Below are 17843 nucleotides of genomic sequence, written 5' to 3'. Positions count from 1 at the left end.
CCGCTTAGGCGGTTGCGTCGACCTCGGTCACCGCAAAACGCTCCTCGGCGGGCTCGCCGTCGCTCGGCAGGGTCAACAGGTCAACACCGGCATCGGTGACCACCATGGTGTGTTCAAACTGAGCGGTGCGTTGCCCGGTGACGGTGAGCGCAGTCCAGTCGTCGTCCCACATCCACATGTCGGCAGGGCCAACGGTGATCATCGGCTCGATCGTGAAGGTCATGCCCTGCTCGAACACCGTGCCGGCCCGAGGGTCGAAGTAGTGCGGGATCTGCAGGCTGGTGTGGAACTGATCGCCAATGCCATGCCCGATGAACTCGCGCACGATACCGAATCGACCGCCGTGGCGGTCGACCTCGGCCTCGATGGCCCGACCGATGTCGTGGACACGACCGCCGGGTTTCACAGCATCGATTCCCGCGTGCATGGCGGCGCGGGTGACCTGCACCAGCCGCCTGCTCTCCTCGTCGACGTGGCCCACCAACACGGTGCAACTGGTGTCGCCGTGAACGCCGTTGTGGTACACGGTGACGTCCACGTTGATGATGTCGCCGTCGGCCAGTCGCCGACTGTCGGGAATGCCGTGACAGATCACTTCATTGACCGACGTGCACAGCGACTTGGGGAACCCGCGATAGTTGAGCGGGCTGGGGTAACAGTTGCGGGTGATCGAGGCCTCGTGGCCGATGCGGTCGAGCTCGTCGGTGGTGATGCCAACCTCAACTGCGGCGCACACCTCGTTGAGCACCTCGGCGGCCAGCCGGCCGGCCACCCGCATGCGTTCGATCTCATCGGGGGTGCGCACCGCTTGAGCCGCTCGTCGCGACGGCTCGCCGTCGGTTGCATACTCAGGTCGTCCGATGCCGCCGGGTACCGGACGGCGCGGGCTGATCAGGCCAGCCTCAACGGGCGGTGAGGGCGGGGGACTGGAGACGCGCCGGGTGCGACGCCGCTTGCGTTTTGCCATAGCGGCAGTCTGTCACGCCTGCCGCGTTGTTCAGTCGGCGGGCGACGATGCACCGGCGGTGGATTTCGCCGCGGACCCGGTGGGCTTTGAGTCTGACTTCTTGGATTCGGACGAGGTCGAGGAGGATTCCGAGCTGCTCGGCTTGTCGGAGCCGGAGGAGGGTTTGGAGTCGGAGGAGGACGCGCCATCGGCGCCGGTCTTGGCGGTCGATGGGGCGCTTGAGGACGAACCAGAACCGCCGCTGCGGCTGTCGGTCTTGTAGAAGCCCGAGCCTTTGAAGGAGATGCCGGGGGTGGAGAACAGCTTGCGCAGGCTGCCCGAGCAGTTGGGGCACTCGGTGAGCGCGTCGTCGGTGAACGCCTGGCGCACCTCCAACGACTCTCCGCAGTCCCTGCATCGGTATTCGTAGATCGGCATCACAACTCCAAGGGGGCGCTGGCACTCTCACCTGTCGAGTGCCAACGATACCGGGCGCTGGTGAGATCCCCAAAGCGGAAGGTCGTTTCCTTGGGTTCTGGTCGTAGGCTGTTGGCTATGAGTACAGCTGTTTCATCGCGTGTGACCAAGGCCGTGATCCCAGCCGCCGGATTGGGTACCCGCTTCCTGCCGGCCACCAAGGCGCAGCCCAAGGAGATGTTGCCGGTGGTCGATCGACCGGCCATCCAGTATGTGGTTGAGGAGGCGGTCGCCGCCGGAATCGATGACATCCTCATCATCACGGGCCGTAACAAACGCAGCTTGGAGGACCACTTCGATCGCAACTTCGAGCTGGAGTACCTGCTGGAGGCCAAGGGCAAGATGGACGAGCTGGGTGAGGTGGTCAACCTCGCCGACCTGGCCGACATTCACTTCGTGCGTCAGGGCGAACCGCTGGGTCTGGGGCATGCGGTCTCGGTGGCCCGCAAGCACATTGGGGACAATCCGTTCGTGGTCATGCTCGGCGACGACATCATGACCCACAGGCCGCCGTTGATCTCCGAGATGATGGATCTCCACTCCGAAACCGGCGGGTCGGTCATCGCCCTCAAGGAGGTGCCCCACAGCGACATCTCGTTGTATGGCTGCGCCGAGCCCGGCGCCCGCGACGGCAACGTGGTGGAGTTCCGAGGGGTGGTCGAGAAGCCGGCTCCAGAGGACGCCCCGTCCGACCTGGCGGTGGTGGGCAGATATCTGTTTACCCCCCGAATCTTCGAGTTTCTGGAGAACGCCGAGCCGGGTGTGGGTGGCGAGATCCAACTGACCGATGCCATGGATCAACTGCTCAAGGTGGAGCCGATGCACGGCCTGGTGTTCGATTCGGGTCGCTACGACATCGGGCAAAAGCTCGACTTCCTGCGTGCCACCGTGGAGCTGACCCTCGAGCGGGAGGACCTGGCGCCGGAGTTCTCGAAGTTCTTGGCCAAGCTGGTGGTCGACCGGGGTCTGGTGTGATTCCACTGGAGGAGGCCCGCTCCTACGTCCTGGGGCTGGGCACGCCCCTGGAATCCGTCGAGATGCCGGTGGGTGAGGCGGCGGGGCTGGTGTTGGCCGCCGATGTCGTGGCGGCGGACGCGGTACCGGGCGACGACAATTCGGCGATGGACGGCTGGGGCCTGCGTGCTGCCGATGCGACCGAACCCGGCACCACGTTGCGTGTGGTCGGTGCGCAGATGGCGGGTGTCGCCGACGAGGCCCTTCGCGTTGGGCCCGGGGAGGCGGTGCGGATCATGACCGGCGCCACGATCCCAGCCGGAGTCGACGCGGTCGAGATGGTCGAGCGCGCCGATGTGGACGGCGACTCGGTCACGCTGCACCTCCCGGTACCCGCTGCACAGTTCATTCGACGAGCCGGCGAGGATGCGGTCGCCGGTCAACGTGTGCTGCCGATCGGCACCCTGCTGACGCCGGCCGGCGTCGGGGTGGCCACGTCGGTCGGCGCCGCCCGGGTGACCGTGACGCGCCGACCCCGAGTTGGTGTGGTGTCCACCGGTGACGAACTGGTGAGCGGCGATCGGCCGCTTCGCAGCGGGGAGCTTCGCGACTCCAATCGTCCGGGGCTGCTGGCCGCCGTTGCCCGGTTGGGCGCCGAACCGGTGGATCTGGGCTGGGTTCCCGACGACGAGGCGCGCATCTCCGAGGTGCTGTTGCGCGGAGCCGAGAGCTGCGACCTGGTGCTCAGCTCGGGTGGTGTCTCGATGGGCGACGCCGACCTGGTGAAGGTGATCCTTGCCCGCCTGGGCGAGATGCGGTGGATGCAGGTGGCCATCAAGCCCGCCAAGCCGCTTGCCGCCGGAGTGGTCGGATCTACCCCGGTGGTGGGCCTTCCCGGTAACCCGGTGTCGTCGCACGTGTCGCTGCTGTTGTTTGGTGCCCCGCTGATCGCCCGGTTGGCCGGACGTCGCGACGACCCCATCGTTCGGGTTCGGGCGCTGGTCTCCGGCGGTCTGCCAGGTCACGCTGCCGGTGGTGGTGACGAGAAGACCCATTTCACCCGGGTTCAAACGTCGTGCGATGCGAACGGTGAGTGGACGGTTCGATCCGCAGGCGCTCAGGGCAGCCACCAACTGTCCACGATGGCGCTGGCCAATGGTCTGGCGGTGCAGCCTGGCGGGGTGGAGGTCCCGGCGGGCGCCACGGCGACGGTGTTGTTGCTGCCCTAGTCTGAGTCGGATGCAAGAGCTCACCGACACCTTTGGCAGAGTCCATCGAGACCTGCGTATCTCGGTGACCGATCGTTGCAATTTTCGCTGTACCTACTGCATGCCGGCGGAGGGCATGGACTGGCTGCCTCGGGACGAGGTGCTGAGTTTTGAAGAGATCGAGCGGATCGCCTCCTTGTTGGTGGATCGCTACGGCTTCGATTCCATCCGGCTCACGGGCGGCGAGCCCACCGTTCGGGCGCACCTGCCCCAACTGGTCGCCAAATTGGCCCGCCTGGACGTTGACCTGGCGCTCACCACCAATGGCGCCACGCTGGCACTGGTGGCCCCGGCGCTCGCCGATGCCGGGCTTGACCGCATCAACGTTTCGCTCGACACCTTGCACCCCGCCAGGTTCGTTGAGATGACTCGCCGCGACTCGCTTGCGGCGGTCATCGACGGGGTTCGTGCGGCCAAGGCGGCCGGGCTCGATCCCGTGAAGGTCAACGTGGTTGCCATGGCAGGGGTCAACGAGGACGAATTGATCGACTTTGCCGCCTTCGGTCGGGCCGAAGGCGTCGAGGTGCGTTTCATCGAGTTCATGCCCCTCGATGCCGACCAGGCTTGGAAGCGCTCCTCGGTGCTGACCCAGGCGGACATTGTCGAGCGCATCAGCGAGAGGTTTCCGCTGGTCGCCGAGCGTCGCGGGCACGCACCGGCCGACCGATTCGCCTACGTCGACGGCGGAGGTGCGCCGGGCAGCAGCCACGTCGGTGTGATCGCATCGGTCACCGAGCCGTTCTGCGGCAGCTGTGATCGGGTTCGTTTAACCGCCGACGGCAAACTTCGCAGTTGTCTGTTCGCCATGACCGAGACCGACCTCCGGGGCCTGATCCGCGCGGGTGCCGACGATGAAGCGTTGGCAGCCGCGATCGAGGGCTGTGTGCACGGCAAGTGGGCCGGTCACCGCATCGACCAGGTGAACTTCATCCGTCCTTCCCGTTCGATGAGCCAACTCGGCGGGTAGGGATAACCTCGCCGCTCATGGCCAACCAACCCCTCACTCACCTCGATCCGCTGGGGCGTGCCCGCATGGTGGATGTCACTCAGAAGGAGGTCACGGCCCGCCGTGCGCTGGCGAGGGGACGGGTCTTGATGACGGCGGAGACCACGGCGTTGATCGCCAGGGGCGAGGTCTCGAAGGGCGATGTCCTGGCAGTTGCCCGGGTTGCGGGTATCCAGGCGGCCAAGCGCACCAGCGATCTCATCCCGCTGTGTCACCCGGTGGGCATCGGCGGCATCTTCATCAACTTTCGCATCGATGATGAGTGGGTGGAGGTGGAGGCTCAGGTGGAAACGGTGGATCGCACCGGTGTGGAGATGGAGGCGCTGACCGCCGTCTCGGTGTCATGTCTCACCATTTACGACATGTGCAAGTCGGTCGATCGCTCGATGATGTTGGGGGAGATCACCCTGTGGGAGAAGACCGGCGGCCGGTCGGGCACGTACCGTCGTGAGGCAGTGGCTGAGAGTGGCAATGACCGTGACGACGATTCCGAGTCCTTGAGACCCTTCAACCGCTGAGAAATTCAGACGTGAAGTTTGTCACGCGAATGTCATGATTGGGCAAGGCGCCCCGCCGGACGGCCATCAATCCTCGTGCTCGAGAAACCGGCTCGAAGCCTTGCAGTGCCTTGAAATCCCGGGCTTGTAGCCTATTTTGAATGAGGTATAGCCGCTGAATCCCTTGTGGGCAACGGTAAGTGGGCGGCCGGCGATGGGCGGATTCTGCGACTGGCTCGTTGGCGAGTTGGTGTCGTTCGTTCGTAGCAATCGTATGGCGTACGTGTTACAGTTCGTCGTTGTAACGAGAACATTCAGCTGTCGAGCTGAGTGGTTTCACCCCCCGACGCCCCCCGATTGGCGCCGGTATCCACCATCCAGCGTCCCTCGGTTCGTACCGTGGGCAGAGTCCAGGGAGTACAGGACCACGTGAGGAACCCTACGGTGCTGGTGTTGTTGGGATTGGCTGTGGTGTGGGCACTTGTGCTCACACCCGATTTGGTGCGGATGTATCGCCAAACCACGTCGCGCCGTCCCACAGGCCTTCGAAACGTCACACAACCCGTTGCACGGCGCAGCGGCTCGGGCGCGGTGAGCGCTCTTGGTGCTCCGACGGCAGTGTCGAACGCCGCCATGAGCAGAACGCAGGCACAGCAGCGCCGGGCCATGGTGTTATTCGCCTTGATGGTGCTCTGCGCCGTCACTCTGATCGGCGGGGTGCTCAAGGGTGGTTCGGTGTGGGCCGTACACCTCGGCGTCGACGTGCTGCTGGCCGGCTACGTCTACATGCTGGCCACCCGCGCCCAGAACGCACGTGCCTCAAAGGCCCACCGCTCCGAGCGTGCTGCCCGGCGTGGTGCCGCACGGCCCCGCCCCTCCTACCTGCAGCACCAGGCCCCGTCGCCGCAGCCGGCCGGTGCTGTCGGCGAGGTCTACTACCTCGATGATGTCAGGCCCGGCAACGCCGTTGCAGGCTACGCGGCGCAACCCGCAGCCGAACCTGCGGCGTACTACGACGACTCCTACGTCGACGCCGAGACCTACTACTCCGACGTGGACGGCCAAGATGCCGCCTACGCCGGGTACGAGGTCGACGACTCCCAGAGCGAGTACTACGACGAGTGGGCCCAGCAGCCCCTCCGTCGTTCAGTGGGCTGGTAACGCACTCCGGTTGAGCCGGTAGTGTGTCGTGATCCCAACATGGGGGTGTAGCTCAGTTGGCTAGAGCGCATCGTTCGCAACGATGAGGTCGTGGGTTCGATTCCCATCACCTCCACCCATGTGATGCAGACGTAAACGCAGAAGCCCCCGAACCAGTGGTTCGGGGGCTTCTCCATGCACGGGCTGAGTTGCCCTTTCGGGTGTGTCAGGCGGCGGTGAACAGGTTGGGTGCGCGGCCCCTGCTGGCGTGGTCGGGGTCGGGCCCCAGCGACTTCACCTTCTTGGCGGCCACCAGATCGTCAACCACCTTGCGCACGGTGCCGATGCTGGCACCGGTGCCGGATTCGATGTCGTTGTAGGTCCACGTGCCGCTGCGACCTTGAACGTGGGCGGCGACGGTGGCGGCGTTGACCCGCTGCGAGCGAGCCGAAGTGGCCTTTCCACCCTTCGTGCCAAACCCGGCCTGGGCAAGCACCTCGGTGGGCACACCTTGACGACGAAATGCGTCAGCGGTGATGTCCTCTTCTTCGGCAAACTGCTTGGCCACGGAAATGAACTCTCGGACCACGGATTCGCCATCGGTGCTGCGCACACGATCGAGCTCTGACTCCAAACGCAGACGCTCGATCTGGTCGTCAGTAGCACTCAGTTCTGCCTGTACCTCCTCAACTCGATCGTGGTCGATCACAGAAGTTGGATCACTGAGGTAGTTGAGGTACCGGCGGACTGCGGCTTCCGGATTGGTTGTGTCTTGGGTTCGTGTGCTTGATGCCATGAAGCCACCATAGGCCTCAGAAATGAACTTTGCACTTTGAACGTCATCCGTATCGCTCGAACCGTGTTGGCTACCCTATGAACGCTCTGGGTCCATAGGGTGAATCACCCGGCACCTTGTGGGGTTTGATCTCAGGGGCTGCATCACGGGGCCGCCTGGAGCGGCACATCAAACCGACTGGCTATTGCCGCCTGGCGCCCACCCGAAGGCGCTGAACATCCACGAATCGGCGGCCGGCGTGTGGTTGACTGACCGGGCGTTGGGCACGCGGGCGGAGCCGCACCTGAAAGAGGCGCGCCACCATGCTCTTCCCCACCATGAGTTTCGCCCTCTTCTTTGTGGTGGTGCTTGGGGTCTCCTGGAGGCTCAACGAACGGCCTCAGGCATGGAAACTCTTCATGCTTGCAGCCAGCTACGTGTTTTACGGGGCCTGGAACTGGCGGTTTTTGGCGCTCATCATCGGGGCGAGCGTGGTCAACCATCTGGTGACCAAGGCAATGGAACCCCGTGCAGGCGCAGCGCGTCGTGCCTGGCTGGTTGTCGGCCTGCTCGCCAACCTGGGCACGCTGGGCTACTTCAAGTACTACGAGTTCTTTACCGAGTCGCTGGTGAGATTGCTGTCTCCGTTCGGGCTGGAGCCGCACGGCCTGGTGAAAACCGTGGCGTTACCGATTGCCATCAGCTTTTTCACCTTTCAGGGTCTCAGCTACCTCATCGACGTGTACCGGGGTGATGAGCGGACGTACTCCCTGCTGGACGTCAGCCTCTTTCTGGCGTTCTTCCCGCAATTGGTGGCCGGGCCCATCGTGCGCACCAGCGAGTTCATGCCCGAACTGCACAGCCGTCGCAACCCCGACGGGGTGGATGTGGCCCGCGCGGTGCGTCTGATTGGTCGAGGCCTGATCAAAAAGGTGGTGATCGCATCGTTGATGGCACAACTGGTCGATCCGGTGTTTGCCGCACCAGGCGGCTACACGGCATTCACGGTGTTTGTGGCGGTCCTGGCCTACGCCGTCCAGATCTACGCCGATTTCTCCGGCTACACCGACATTGCCATTGGCGTGGCGTTGTTGCTGGGCTTTCACTTCCCAGACAACTTCGACCGTCCTTATGCGTCGAGCAGTATTCAAGACTTTTGGCGTCGTTGGCACATGACGCTGTCGCGTTGGTTGCTCGACTATCTCTATATTCCGCTGGGGGGCAACCAGGGCGGCCGGGCACGCCAGTACCGCAACCTCATCTTGACCATGGCGCTCGGAGGACTCTGGCATGGCGCCAGCGGCACGTTCATCGTGTGGGGCCTCTACCAGGGGCTTGGCCTGGCGGGCGAGCGGTGGATGAGGGACCGCCGCCAAGAGGGTCGACCGCTGTCGGCAGGGGTGCGAGCCGCGTGGGTTCAGCGCCGTCAGGCGGTGAAGGCGCTTGCGCAGGAGAACGCCGCGTTCGAGGCCACGGGGCAGGCGCCTACGGTGCCCGTCTCGCACGATCAATGGAGCTTTGGGGGCTCCGGCAGGGCCCGGGCCACCTACGACACTGCGGGGCTGCGCCTCGACGCCGTTGAGGTGCGGGATGCCGGCCAGGGAGTCGGGTACGACGACGAAAGTTCGAACGACATGGGGGTGGCTCAGGCTGGTGCAGGAGGCCGGTGGCGCCGTCGCCGCCGCACCGATGAGATCCCCTTCGACGAGGAGTGGAGCCGGCTTCGGGCGGAGCTGGAAGACGACCGCCCGCCCCGCAGCGGGTGGCCACTGCCGGTGAAACGGGCGTTGGTGTTTGCCTTTGTGTGCGTCGGATGGGTGTTCTTCCGGGCACCGTCGCTGGGTGACGCGTTCGCCGTGCTCGGCCGGTTGTTCACCGGCTGGACAGGCGGGCAATCGCTGGTCACGCCGCTGATACTCGTGGTGGTCGCCGGCGCGATCGCTGCTCAGTACCTGCCCTCCAAGGTGGGCGACACCCTGGAGGTGGGGTTCTCCCGTTGGGCGCCACTTGCTCAGGCGCTGGCATTCGGCATCCTGCTCGCCGGGATCGACATCCTCGGTCCCCAGGGTGTGGCGCCCTTCATCTATTTTCAATTCTAGGAAAAACTAGAACAAAGCACTGGCTAACGTAGCATGCAATTGAGGTCGAACCTGATCGGGCGTCTCAGCCACCCGAGGTGGTGGGTTGTTGGCGATGAGTTCCTTGGTGAGGATCCTGGGGCCGAAGTCGGCTCTGGCTTGGGTGAGGACATCGGCGTCGGGGAGTTCGGTTGAGTACTAGGTGGCTGGTGTCTTTCGGGGTGACCTGAGGGCCGGGCCGGACCGGATGGTGGGGCTGGCTGTGACGGTGCTGGGTTGGGCTGGCTGGAGGGTGTGTGGGATGGGTGGGAACTGGGTCGGGCCGGTCGTGGTGCTGTGGTGGGGCCGGCGGTGGCGCCCGAGGAGGGCTTCTCTTGGTCTTTTAGGTTGCCGTGGCCCATCCGGTGGGGGTTGATCTCATCTCGAGCGCGCCGAGTCTGGCGACGTTCCGTGCTGCTGCGAGCAGCGCGAAGTCGGCGGCGACTTTCGTTTGGCCTCGGACTCTGGCCCGCCGTCCGCCGTGTTTGCGGAACATCAGGTGCGCGAGTTTCCGTTCGACCTTGGACCGGGTTGCCCGGTAGTCGGCCTGCCAATCGCTGTTGGTCTGTCGTTGCCGGGCGGCAGCTAACGCTGCTTCGAATTGTCCGACGCTGATCGTCCGCCCCGCCTTCGAGGTGGTGCACGCCTCGCGAAGCGGACACTCGCCACACGCGTCTCCGAAGGCGGCGGTGCCTGTGGTGGCGTCGGTGCTGCGACGGATCGTGACGGTCACGTTGTTCGGGCAGGTGACCGTGTCAGCGTCGAGATCGATGTTGAACTTGGCTTTCGAGAACCGGCCGTTCCGGTTGACGGGCTGCTGGGTCCGGCATCTCGACTCGACACCCGCATCGGTGAGGGCCTGTTGCATCCCGCCGGTCCCATACGCGGAGTCCCCATAAACAACCGGCACCTCGCCGTCGCCGTCGCCGTCGCCGTCGTGGGTGTCGGTGTCGGTGGGGAGGATGTCGTCGATGAGGTCGTTGGCGACCGCAGCATCACCGACGTTGCCCGGGGTGACGATCGTGGCGGTGATGATCTCGGAGTCAGGATCTTCGGCGATGTGGCCCTTGTATCCGTCAAAGCTCCGGGCTGCGGTCTTGTGGCCATGGAGAGGTCCTGTAAAACGATTTGTGTAAGTCCCTATGGCGGGTGCGCCACCGTGGTAGGGATGAAATGATGGGCGGGTGGCCGCTGGGGTGTGGTCGCCGTTCCCCCTTGGAGCTGTTAGCCCGTTGTAAGTCTGGTGCGAGGCCCGAAGGACCGGGGAGTGTTGCTTCGAGCACGAACCCCAGATTTTGATTCATTCCTGGTCTTCCCTCAGCGGCTGCACCGACGGGCATGACCTGGGAGGGTGAGCATCATTAGACGGTCCTGAGCGAAACGGTGACGCCACTTCGACACCGTCGCCGGGTTGCAGCCCTGCTCGGCCGCGATTGCGGTGTTGGTCTTGACGCTGTCCGCGCACGCCAACACGATCCGGCAACGCAACGCCAACGCTTGGGACGACGAATGCCGTCGCGCCCACCGTTCAAGCGTTTTTCGTTCGTTGCCGGACAGAGTGATCTGCACGGTTGGTCGTCCACGTCGGGCCATAGCGATTCCTCCACATGTTGGTCGGTTACACCCCGACCAACGCGCCCGAACCGCGAAAATTCCCGCTTCCACCATTTTCTTTACGAATTAGCCTGACAGCACACTAGACACCCCAGGTGTGGAAGGGGTCAAGCAGCGGTCTGGGTTGGGGCTGGTTGGCGGTGGGCCCAGGCGGTGTGTTCGTTGTAGGTGCTGCGGGTTCGTAGGCAGCCGTGGAGGTAGCCGACGAGCCGGTTGCCGAGGGCTCTGAGGGCTTGGTGGTGGAGGTCACCTGTGGTTCGTCGGTGGTCGTAGAACTGGCGGCAGCCGGGGCTTGTCGTGATCGCACAGAATGCCCATTGGTCGATGGCGTCGTAGAGGCGCCGGTTGCGGACGTGTCGGGCGAGGACTGCGTGTTTTTTGCCGGAGGCGATGGTGAGCGGTGACGTGCCGGCGTAGTTCCTGCGAGACTTGGCGGTGTCGTAGCGGTCGGGGTCGTCCCCGAACTCTGCGAGCACCCGGGCGCCGAGCACAACACCGAGTCCTGGCAGGGAGAGGTAGATGTCGGCGTCCGGGTGTTCATCAAAATGGGTGGCCAGCTCGGTTTCGAGTTCGCCAATGGCGTCGTTCAGCCCGGCGATCACCTCGACCAGCGCTTTCGTGGTCGCAGCAAACGCGGCCGCGACATCTGGTGGTGCGGTCAGTTGTGGTGTGCGCAACGCGGCTTGGATCTGGGTGGCCCGGTCGTCGAGGTTCCGTTGCCGTCCGCCTTTGCGGAGTGCTGAGCGGATCTGGGCGACCGACAGACGGCGGGCCAGCTCAGGATGCGGGGCTTTGCCCAGCACCGCGACCGCGTCACGATCGGCAAGGCTCTCGAATGCGACGAGTGCGGCGGGGAAGAACTCGCGGAGATCGTTGCGCAACCGGTTGGTGTGACGGGTCCGGTCCCAGATCAGGTTCTGATGTGACCGTGCCAGCACCTTCAACCCGGCGGCCTCGTCGGAGTCGCCGGCGACGGGCCGGTGGTTGTGCCGGTCGGTGCGAACCAGATCAGCCAACAGCTTGGCGTCACCAGGGTCGGACTTAGCGCCGGCGACGTTGTGTCGGTCCCGGTAGCGAGACACCGACAACGGGTTGATCGCATACACCCGATACCCGCCGGCGATCAGCGCTTGGACCCACATGCCCCGCTCGGTCTCGATCCCGACAATCACCTCGCCAGGGTCGGTGGTGTGCTCCGCGATCAACGCGTGGAGACCCGCGATCCCCTCGAGCCCTTCAGGGAACCGTTTCGCGGCAAGCTTTTCGCCGGTGTCGTTCATCAGATGGACGTCGTGATGGGGTCTCGGCCCAGTCATCGCCCACGAAAATGGTCATCGCATGCCCCCCTCGGTTTGGTTGGTTCAGATGTGTGAGCCTGCGGGCTTCCCGAGCGGCGACCTAATGGATCAGTGCTCTACGGCACGACACCCCATGAGCGCTTGATGGGCAACCCGAACCTGCCGACCGGGGCACGCTCTAGCGCTAGGAATCCCCGAAGGGCTCCAGGGCGTAACAGTGCTCACCGACCAGCGGCCCGAAACCAGGATCTCACGAACCCAGCACACCCATTAGGGCGTGAGGTCGGGTGCTTCGACGAGGTGGCGGCCGTGCCCAAGGTCGGTGATGTTCCAGCCCGTGAGGTCGTTGGCGTTGTCGAGGTGTGCTTGCTGGAGTACTTGGATACCGTGAGCGTCCGGGGTGTGGGTGCTTGGCCGGGCTCCAACGTCATGCGACGTTCACCTATTGACCCGCATGGTCGCAGCTCTCCAACTGTCGCGGGCCGGGACGACGATGGTGGACCCCATCGGTTCTGCCAAATCGAACAGAGTTGAAACATCTTCTTGTGCTGGCCTCGGTCGCATTGTACGTTCTTCATTCATGGGATTGAACCGTAACCCTCAAGCCAAGGCACTCGCCCGTGCACTCGGAGCATCTGCGCTCCTCGCTCCGTTGGCCCTATCGGGTGTCAGCACTGCTGGCGCTAGCCCGGCAGGCCCGTCACCTGAGCCCGATCCGTCGATCGATGACCCGCAGGTCAGCTACACCATCACAGCGGAGCGGTACTTGGATGAGGCTGCCAACGAGGAACTCGGGAAGGTCGAGGAGTCGATCCTCGGAGCGGTCGACTCTGCTCGCTTCGGAGGGCTCTGGCTGACAGCTGAAGGCGACGAGACCGGCGTGACGGTCGGGATCGTGGGGCCGACGTCGCGCGATCGTGAAGTACTGGAGGCGCTGGACCTCCCTGTCGACGTGAGCGTCGTCGAGTCGACGAGGTCAGCCGCTTCTCTTCGAGAGGAAGCGGGGAGCATCAATGAGAGGCTGTTGGAGGCGGGCATCGACGCGTCCGCAGTCCGCTACGACTTCAAGACCGGCCTGATCTACCTCAGCGTTGGCTCGAACGTCAACGATGAGGATCTCGCATCCGTCCAGGACACCTGGGAAGCTGACTGGGTGGTGTACGAGGGCCGGCAGGAAATCGGGATGACCTACCCGGACCCATCAGCTTCCGGAGTGCGCGAGTTCCACGAGACATCTCCCGGGTACTACGGCGCTTGTACCGCAGGGTTCTCCGGGGCGGTCAACGGCGGAGCCAAAGTGCAGTTCACGGCAGCGCATTGCGCGACCGGTGCTGGCAAAGCGGTCAACGCATCCCACGGCGACGCCAACGTCTCAGGGAACATTGCGAGCTACTACGGATCAGGGACCGTCTGGTCCCCAACCGGTGCGAACCAGCTCGACGTGATGCTGCACTCGTCCCCGAACGCAAGCCCGCACGTCTACATCAACTCGAACTACAAGCGGACCGTTGTCGGCCAGGCGAATCCCGTATGGCTGGAGACCAATATCTGCTACCGGGGCGCAACATCCGCATCTGAGAAATGCGGTGGGGTCAGCTATTTCTCCAACTTCAACGTGGGCGGACGCACATTCGACGGGTTCTGCCTGGGCGGAGCGAAGCCTCTTGGAGGTGACTCCGGCTCCGGCATGTACAAGAAGCTCTCCAATGACCGGGCGTCGGCCCGTGGTATCCTCTGGGGCTACCAGGGGTCAAACGGTTGCGGCACGTCGATCAACGACGACAGCGCGTTCATGGGCGCTCTCGTCTTGACAGGCTGAGCAGCTGCGGTCCAGACGTTGCAAATGTTCACACGACAGGCAGGGAGAACCGCAATGAGTAGGTCCATCTTCAGGTCAACCTCGATCGGCGTCTTCGCGATCGGTGCTTTGATCGGCGGGGTTGCGTTCATGACGGGAGCGTCCGGCATCGTAGGCAGCCCGACAGCTGCTGCCGTGCCATCTCAGGAGGAGCCTGAGCCGTATGTGATCTGCACAAGGGGCACCGACGATGAGGGCAAAGACACCATTGACCACGCAGTTGCTGCTCCGTGGGCCCCTGGGGCAGTCGCGTTGGAGCCAGGCGATCCGTTGCCCGAACCCGACGACGACCCGGACAACGTGATCGAGCCCCCCATCACGAACGGGATGATCGTCGAAGGTCGGGGTGCAGGGGAAGGCACGACCTACCTGATCACGATTGACTCCACTTGCGGGCTGGCAGACGATCCGCCAAGTGCCGCCGATCCGGTCCCACCCACGTCCTATCTGATTTGCACACAGGGCACCGACGATGAGGGTAAAGACACCATTGACCACCCGATCATTGCTCCGTGGGCCCCTGGGGCAGTCGCGTTGGAGCCAGGCGATCCGTTGCCCGAACCCGACAGCGACCCGGACAACGTGATCGAGCCCCCCATCACGAACGGGATGATCGTCGAAGGTCGGGGTGCAGGGGAAGGCACGACCTACCTGATCACGATTGACTCCACTTGCGGGCTGGCAGACGATCCGCCAAGTGCCGCCGATCCGGTCCCACCCACGTCCTATCTGATTTGCACACAGGGCACCGACGATGAGGGTAAAGACACCATTGACCACCCGATCATTGCTCCGTGGGCCCCTGGGGCAGTCGCGTTGGAGCCAGGCGATCCGTTGCCCGAACCCGACAGCGACCCGGACAACGTGATCGAGCCTCCCATCACGAACGGGATGACCGTCGAAGGTCGGGGTGCAGGGGAAGGCACGACCTACGTGATCACGATTGACTCCACTTGCGGGCTGGCAGATGCCGCTCCCGTCACAACAAGTCCGACTACAACCACGCAACCAGGGAATACCCTGCAGCCCTCATTTACGGGCTGAGCGTGGCATCTGGAACCGACGACACCTACAACGGGGCATCGCTCAACGCGATTGCGGCCCGTATGGCCAAGGATCCTGATGACCTCGACCTCGACGTCGGGTTGGATGAGCTGAGCAAGTACGACCGGACAAGAGTCTTGGCTCTGTTGACCGAGGGCGTAGAGCCTTCGAACGACGGCCTGTTGGAGTCCATCAGGACACTGCGCGAGGTTGCAGAGTGGCTGGATATCCGGGGCGCCAAGAGTCGGCGAATTATCCCGGTGGACCTCGCAACTGGGACGACGAGTCTGGTCAGGATCCGAGCTGTCCGGGGCGATGACCTGGAGCGGATTTATAGCGAGGTTTCAGACCCCGCCGTGGCAAACCGCTGGCGCTACCGTGGCCAGATCCCCTCCGCCGAACAGTTCGCCTCCACATTCGGAGAGGATGTCCTGGTTCAGTTCATCGCAGAAGAGCTGGTATCCAAAGCGCCCCTGTTCCTCAACGTGCTGTACGGATACGACTCGTTCGTCAACATCGCCTATTTCGGAGTTCTAGGACTGGGAAGTACTGGATCCGGAGTGGCGTTGCGCCGAGTTCACGGTGTAGTTCTGGCAATGGCCTACGGGTTCACGCGTTGGCCCCTTCGGAAGATCTACCTAGAGATACCCGGGTACAACGAGAACGTCATCGAGGGGCTGCCTCCCGACATTTGCCGGGTTGAGGGTCGACTGAAGGACTTCTACTTCCACGATGGAGTGTACTGGGACAAGCTCATCGTCGGCATCGAACGCACAGCGTTCTTCAGCGCTCTGGCCGAGCACTTTCCGCCGTCGATGACGGCGTAGGGCCTGTCGACCGACGCTCGCTCCCGTCCGTTACCGCCTTCTCCGCCAACACGCAGGCCACGACACGGTCTCGCCACCCATCCCCCAACACTGCGGACACCGCTGCGACGTGCGCTATACAGTTTTCTGTCGCAGCTACCTTCCGCCGGTCGAGGGTGGGACAGTCGGTCGTGCGAGCCCATTCGGTCGTGGAATCCTGATGCGTCAAGGAAGCGCTGAACGGACATAGCACCAGAGTCGCCACCCCCAAACCAGAACTACGAAACAGATCAGGGAGGTCGCGACGTCCGGCCCGAGTCGGCCGATCCAATCGGCCTTGCGACTGACCGCAGCCTGAACGCCATCGACTATCGCCGCTGCCAGCGCCACCCCCCCCGCTGGCCCCAGCGAGACCACACCGGCCGGTCCGCCAGCCCGGATCAGACGACGAAACCGGCACCTGACAACACAACCGACACCGCCCGGACCCCAGTTCCGGCCGACACCCCCATTTTCAGCACCCTGTTAGAGCGCGTTGACGGCTTGGGATGCGTCGGCTGGGTCGACCCAGGTGTAGATGGCGGTGCTGAGGGGTGTGGCGTGGCGGAGGAGTTCTTGGGTGGTGCGGAGGTCTCGGCCGGAGGTTTGGTAGACGGCGGTTGCGAAACGGTGTCGGAGTTGGTGGATGGTGGCGTCGATCCCGCATGAGCGGAGGTAGTCGGCGGCCTTGTGGGAGACGGACCATGCCTTGATGGGCTCGTCGTGTTTGTAGGTGTGGGGGAACACCCATCCTGCTTGGGGGAGTCCCCAGTCGGTGAGCGATTGGAGGACCGACGGGTGGGCGGGGACTACGCCCGGTCGTCCGCCCTTGCCTTCAGCGATCACGATCAGGTGTTGGGACAACAGCACGTTCTCGCCTCGGAGCATCGAGATTTCGGCGGCTCTGAGCCCGGTGTAGGCGGCGAGGCGGAGCCATGCGCGCATTCGTGCGTCTGCGAGAGCGATGGCCATTTCGAGGTCTGGTTCTCCGATTGGACGGGGGAGTCGTCGTGGGTGTTTCGGTCTCGGGAGGTATTCGGTGGGGTTGTCGGCGCGTCGACCGGTTCGGTGGAGCCACCCGAAATAGGAGCGGAGCCAGGATGCCTCCCCAGCGCGTGTGCCTTGGCTGAGCGGCTGACCGTTGGCCTTTGAACGAAGCAAGAAGTCACGGAGCTGGTCGGAGGTGGCATCTCGGAGCTGCGTGGGGCTGATGTGTCGAGACAATCGACCCAGCAGCGTGTTGTGCTGGTAGCGGGTCACAGGGCGAAGCCCGGCGAGTTCTTGGTCGGCCAGGTACTCACCAACGCATGAGTCGACCTCCTTGGGGTGAGCATTCACGATCCGCAGTCGGATCGCCACTTCCGGCAGCCTCTCATGACGCCGCAGGAACCTTGAGCAAGTCCACCCAGGCACCGTCACAACCGAGCCTTTGGGTAAATCGACTGGGGTTCAATCTACTTCCAGTTCTGACCCCCGGGGTACAGGCCCCGCCTACGACGTTCCGCCAGTTGCTGGAGAAGTTCGACGATTCGGCGAAAACGACCGCTGCGAAGGGCAACCGGTTCGAGAAGTTCTGTGAGGCCTATTTCCAGACCGACCCGCTGTGGGTGGAGCGGTTCGACGCGGTGTGGTTGTGGATGGATCGGCCCGGCCGGGATGGTCAGCCTGACACCGGGGTCGATTTGGTGGCCCGAGAGCGTGGCACCGGCCACTGATTCTTCGCCCTCACCAGGAGGCCGCTGTCGCCGACGTGATCGACGGCTTCAAGGCGGCGGATCGTGGCCAGCTGATCATGGCGAATCGATTGTCAACGGTCGAGATGACGGGCCCTGACAAGGCCTGGGATGTAGGCACCGAAATCGGGACTCTGCGGAACGAATCGCTTCGTCCGATGAGGGTGATCTCGCCGGTGGCTTGCTCGAACATCGACGGTTTCGCCTGATGCTGCGAGGATGGGTTCATGCTTGAACGCCTCAGTCCCAGTGGCCCAGCAGGGTGCTTCCC

At 64.0% G+C, this 17843-nt stretch carries 17 protein-coding genes, 1 tRNA gene and 1 pseudogene; 12 read left to right on the top strand and 7 right to left on the bottom strand.

All coding sequences use genetic code 11. The features are described from left to right. Positions 1 to 4: 4 nt before the first annotated feature. Positions 5 to 967: a type I methionyl aminopeptidase gene (gene map, locus MPARV_RS0104300; protein WP_020377370.1), complete on the bottom strand. Its 963-nt coding sequence runs from the start codon at positions 965 to 967 to the stop codon at positions 5 to 7. A 30-nt stretch (positions 968 to 997) separates the two neighbouring features. After that, positions 998 to 1384 (bottom strand): FmdB family zinc ribbon protein, encoded by a 387-nt coding sequence (locus MPARV_RS0104295; protein ID WP_020377369.1) that lies wholly within the window; start codon positions 1382 to 1384, stop codon positions 998 to 1000. A 117-nt stretch (positions 1385 to 1501) separates the two neighbouring features. Between MPARV_RS0104295 and galU the strand changes: the two genes are divergently transcribed. From galU to MPARV_RS0104265, 6 genes are all read left to right on the top strand, one after another. Next, positions 1502 to 2398 (top strand): UTP--glucose-1-phosphate uridylyltransferase GalU, encoded by an 897-nt coding sequence (galU, locus tag MPARV_RS0104290; protein ID WP_012231474.1) that lies wholly within the window; start codon positions 1502 to 1504, stop codon positions 2396 to 2398. Continuing rightward, a complete protein-coding gene (locus MPARV_RS0104285) occupies positions 2395 to 3606 on the top strand; it encodes a molybdopterin molybdotransferase MoeA (protein WP_020377367.1) in 1212 nt (403 codons plus the stop codon). The genes galU and MPARV_RS0104285 overlap by 4 nt, the downstream gene beginning before the upstream one ends. A 10-nt stretch (positions 3607 to 3616) precedes the next feature. After that, the gene (gene moaA, locus MPARV_RS0104280) at positions 3617 to 4612 is read left to right on the top strand and encodes a GTP 3',8-cyclase MoaA (protein ID WP_020377366.1); all 996 of its coding nucleotides are present in this window, start codon (positions 3617 to 3619) and stop codon (positions 4610 to 4612) included. A gap of 17 nt (positions 4613 to 4629) precedes the next feature. After that, on the top strand, positions 4630 to 5169 hold the full coding sequence (moaC, locus tag MPARV_RS0104275; RefSeq protein WP_012231468.1) for a cyclic pyranopterin monophosphate synthase MoaC: 540 nt from the start codon (positions 4630 to 4632) through the stop codon (positions 5167 to 5169). A gap of 408 nt (positions 5170 to 5577) precedes the next feature. Beyond that, entirely contained in the window at positions 5578 to 6309 is a 732-nt protein-coding gene (locus MPARV_RS0104270; protein WP_155852309.1) for a hypothetical protein, read from the top strand. Positions 6310 to 6350: 41 nt separating this feature from the next. After that, positions 6351 to 6424, top strand: a tRNA-Ala gene (locus MPARV_RS0104265). 90 nt (positions 6425 to 6514) lie between these two features. Here the strand turns inward: MPARV_RS0104265 and MPARV_RS0104260 are convergent. Then, a complete protein-coding gene (locus MPARV_RS0104260) occupies positions 6515 to 7084 on the bottom strand; it encodes a hypothetical protein (protein ID WP_012231462.1) in 570 nt (189 codons plus the stop codon). Between the two features lie 302 nt (positions 7085 to 7386). On the opposite strand from MPARV_RS0104260, the gene MPARV_RS0104255 reads away from it, so the two are divergent. Continuing rightward, complete coding sequence (locus tag MPARV_RS0104255) at positions 7387 to 9162, top strand: MBOAT family O-acyltransferase (protein WP_020377364.1); 1776 nt, start codon at positions 7387 to 7389, stop codon at positions 9160 to 9162. A gap of 361 nt (positions 9163 to 9523) precedes the next feature. On the opposite strand, the gene MPARV_RS0104250 is transcribed toward MPARV_RS0104255, so the two are convergent. The 3 genes and pseudogenes from MPARV_RS0104250 to MPARV_RS0104240 all read right to left on the bottom strand — a co-directional run bounded on the left by MPARV_RS0104250 (position 9524) and on the right by MPARV_RS0104240 (position 12129). Further along, positions 9524 to 10324, bottom strand: coding sequence for a transposase (locus tag MPARV_RS0104250; RefSeq protein ID WP_274517206.1), 801 nt, complete (start codon positions 10322 to 10324; stop codon positions 9524 to 9526). 173 nt (positions 10325 to 10497) lie between these two features. Next, positions 10498 to 10773 (bottom strand): helix-turn-helix domain-containing protein, encoded by a 276-nt coding sequence (locus MPARV_RS25985; RefSeq protein WP_020377361.1) that lies wholly within the window; start codon positions 10771 to 10773, stop codon positions 10498 to 10500. 128 nt (positions 10774 to 10901) lie between these two features. Continuing rightward, positions 10902 to 12129, bottom strand: a pseudogene (locus MPARV_RS0104240) (IS110 family RNA-guided transposase). Between the two features lie 729 nt (positions 12130 to 12858). On the opposite strand from MPARV_RS0104240, the gene MPARV_RS0104235 reads away from it, so the two are divergent. The 3 genes from MPARV_RS0104235 to MPARV_RS0104225 are packed head-to-tail and all read left to right on the top strand — an operon-like array spanning position 12859 to position 15821. Further along, positions 12859 to 13911, top strand: a complete 1053-nt coding sequence (locus MPARV_RS0104235; RefSeq protein WP_155852308.1) for a chymotrypsin family serine protease — start codon at positions 12859 to 12861, stop codon at positions 13909 to 13911. 54 nt (positions 13912 to 13965) lie between these two features. After that, the gene (locus MPARV_RS0104230; protein ID WP_020377360.1) at positions 13966 to 14994 is read left to right on the top strand and encodes a hypothetical protein; all 1029 of its coding nucleotides are present in this window, start codon (positions 13966 to 13968) and stop codon (positions 14992 to 14994) included. A gap of 2 nt (positions 14995 to 14996) precedes the next feature. Further along, positions 14997 to 15821, top strand: coding sequence for a GNAT family N-acetyltransferase (locus MPARV_RS0104225; RefSeq protein ID WP_031277235.1), 825 nt, complete (start codon positions 14997 to 14999; stop codon positions 15819 to 15821). Between the two features lie 504 nt (positions 15822 to 16325). Here the strand turns inward: MPARV_RS0104225 and MPARV_RS0104220 are convergent. Continuing rightward, the gene (locus MPARV_RS0104220; RefSeq protein ID WP_012231440.1) at positions 16326 to 17198 is read right to left on the bottom strand and encodes a tyrosine-type recombinase/integrase; all 873 of its coding nucleotides are present in this window, start codon (positions 17196 to 17198) and stop codon (positions 16326 to 16328) included. 149 nt (positions 17199 to 17347) lie between these two features. On the opposite strand from MPARV_RS0104220, the gene MPARV_RS24545 reads away from it, so the two are divergent. Beyond that, complete coding sequence (locus tag MPARV_RS24545) at positions 17348 to 17554, top strand: restriction endonuclease (RefSeq protein WP_020377358.1); 207 nt, start codon at positions 17348 to 17350, stop codon at positions 17552 to 17554. Positions 17555 to 17589: 35 nt separating this feature from the next. Next, positions 17590 to 17781: a hypothetical protein gene (locus tag MPARV_RS0104210; protein WP_020377357.1), complete on the top strand. Its 192-nt coding sequence runs from the start codon at positions 17590 to 17592 to the stop codon at positions 17779 to 17781. Positions 17782 to 17843 lie beyond the last annotated feature (62 nt).

Origin of the sequence: Candidatus Microthrix parvicella Bio17-1, assembly GCF_000299415.1 — a bacterium.
In the GTDB taxonomy this organism is placed as follows: Bacteria; Actinomycetota; Acidimicrobiia; order Acidimicrobiales; family Microtrichaceae; genus Microthrix; species Microthrix parvicella.
The sequence above is the reverse complement of the archived record's forward strand: the minus strand, read 5'-3'. Positions and strand labels throughout refer to the sequence as shown.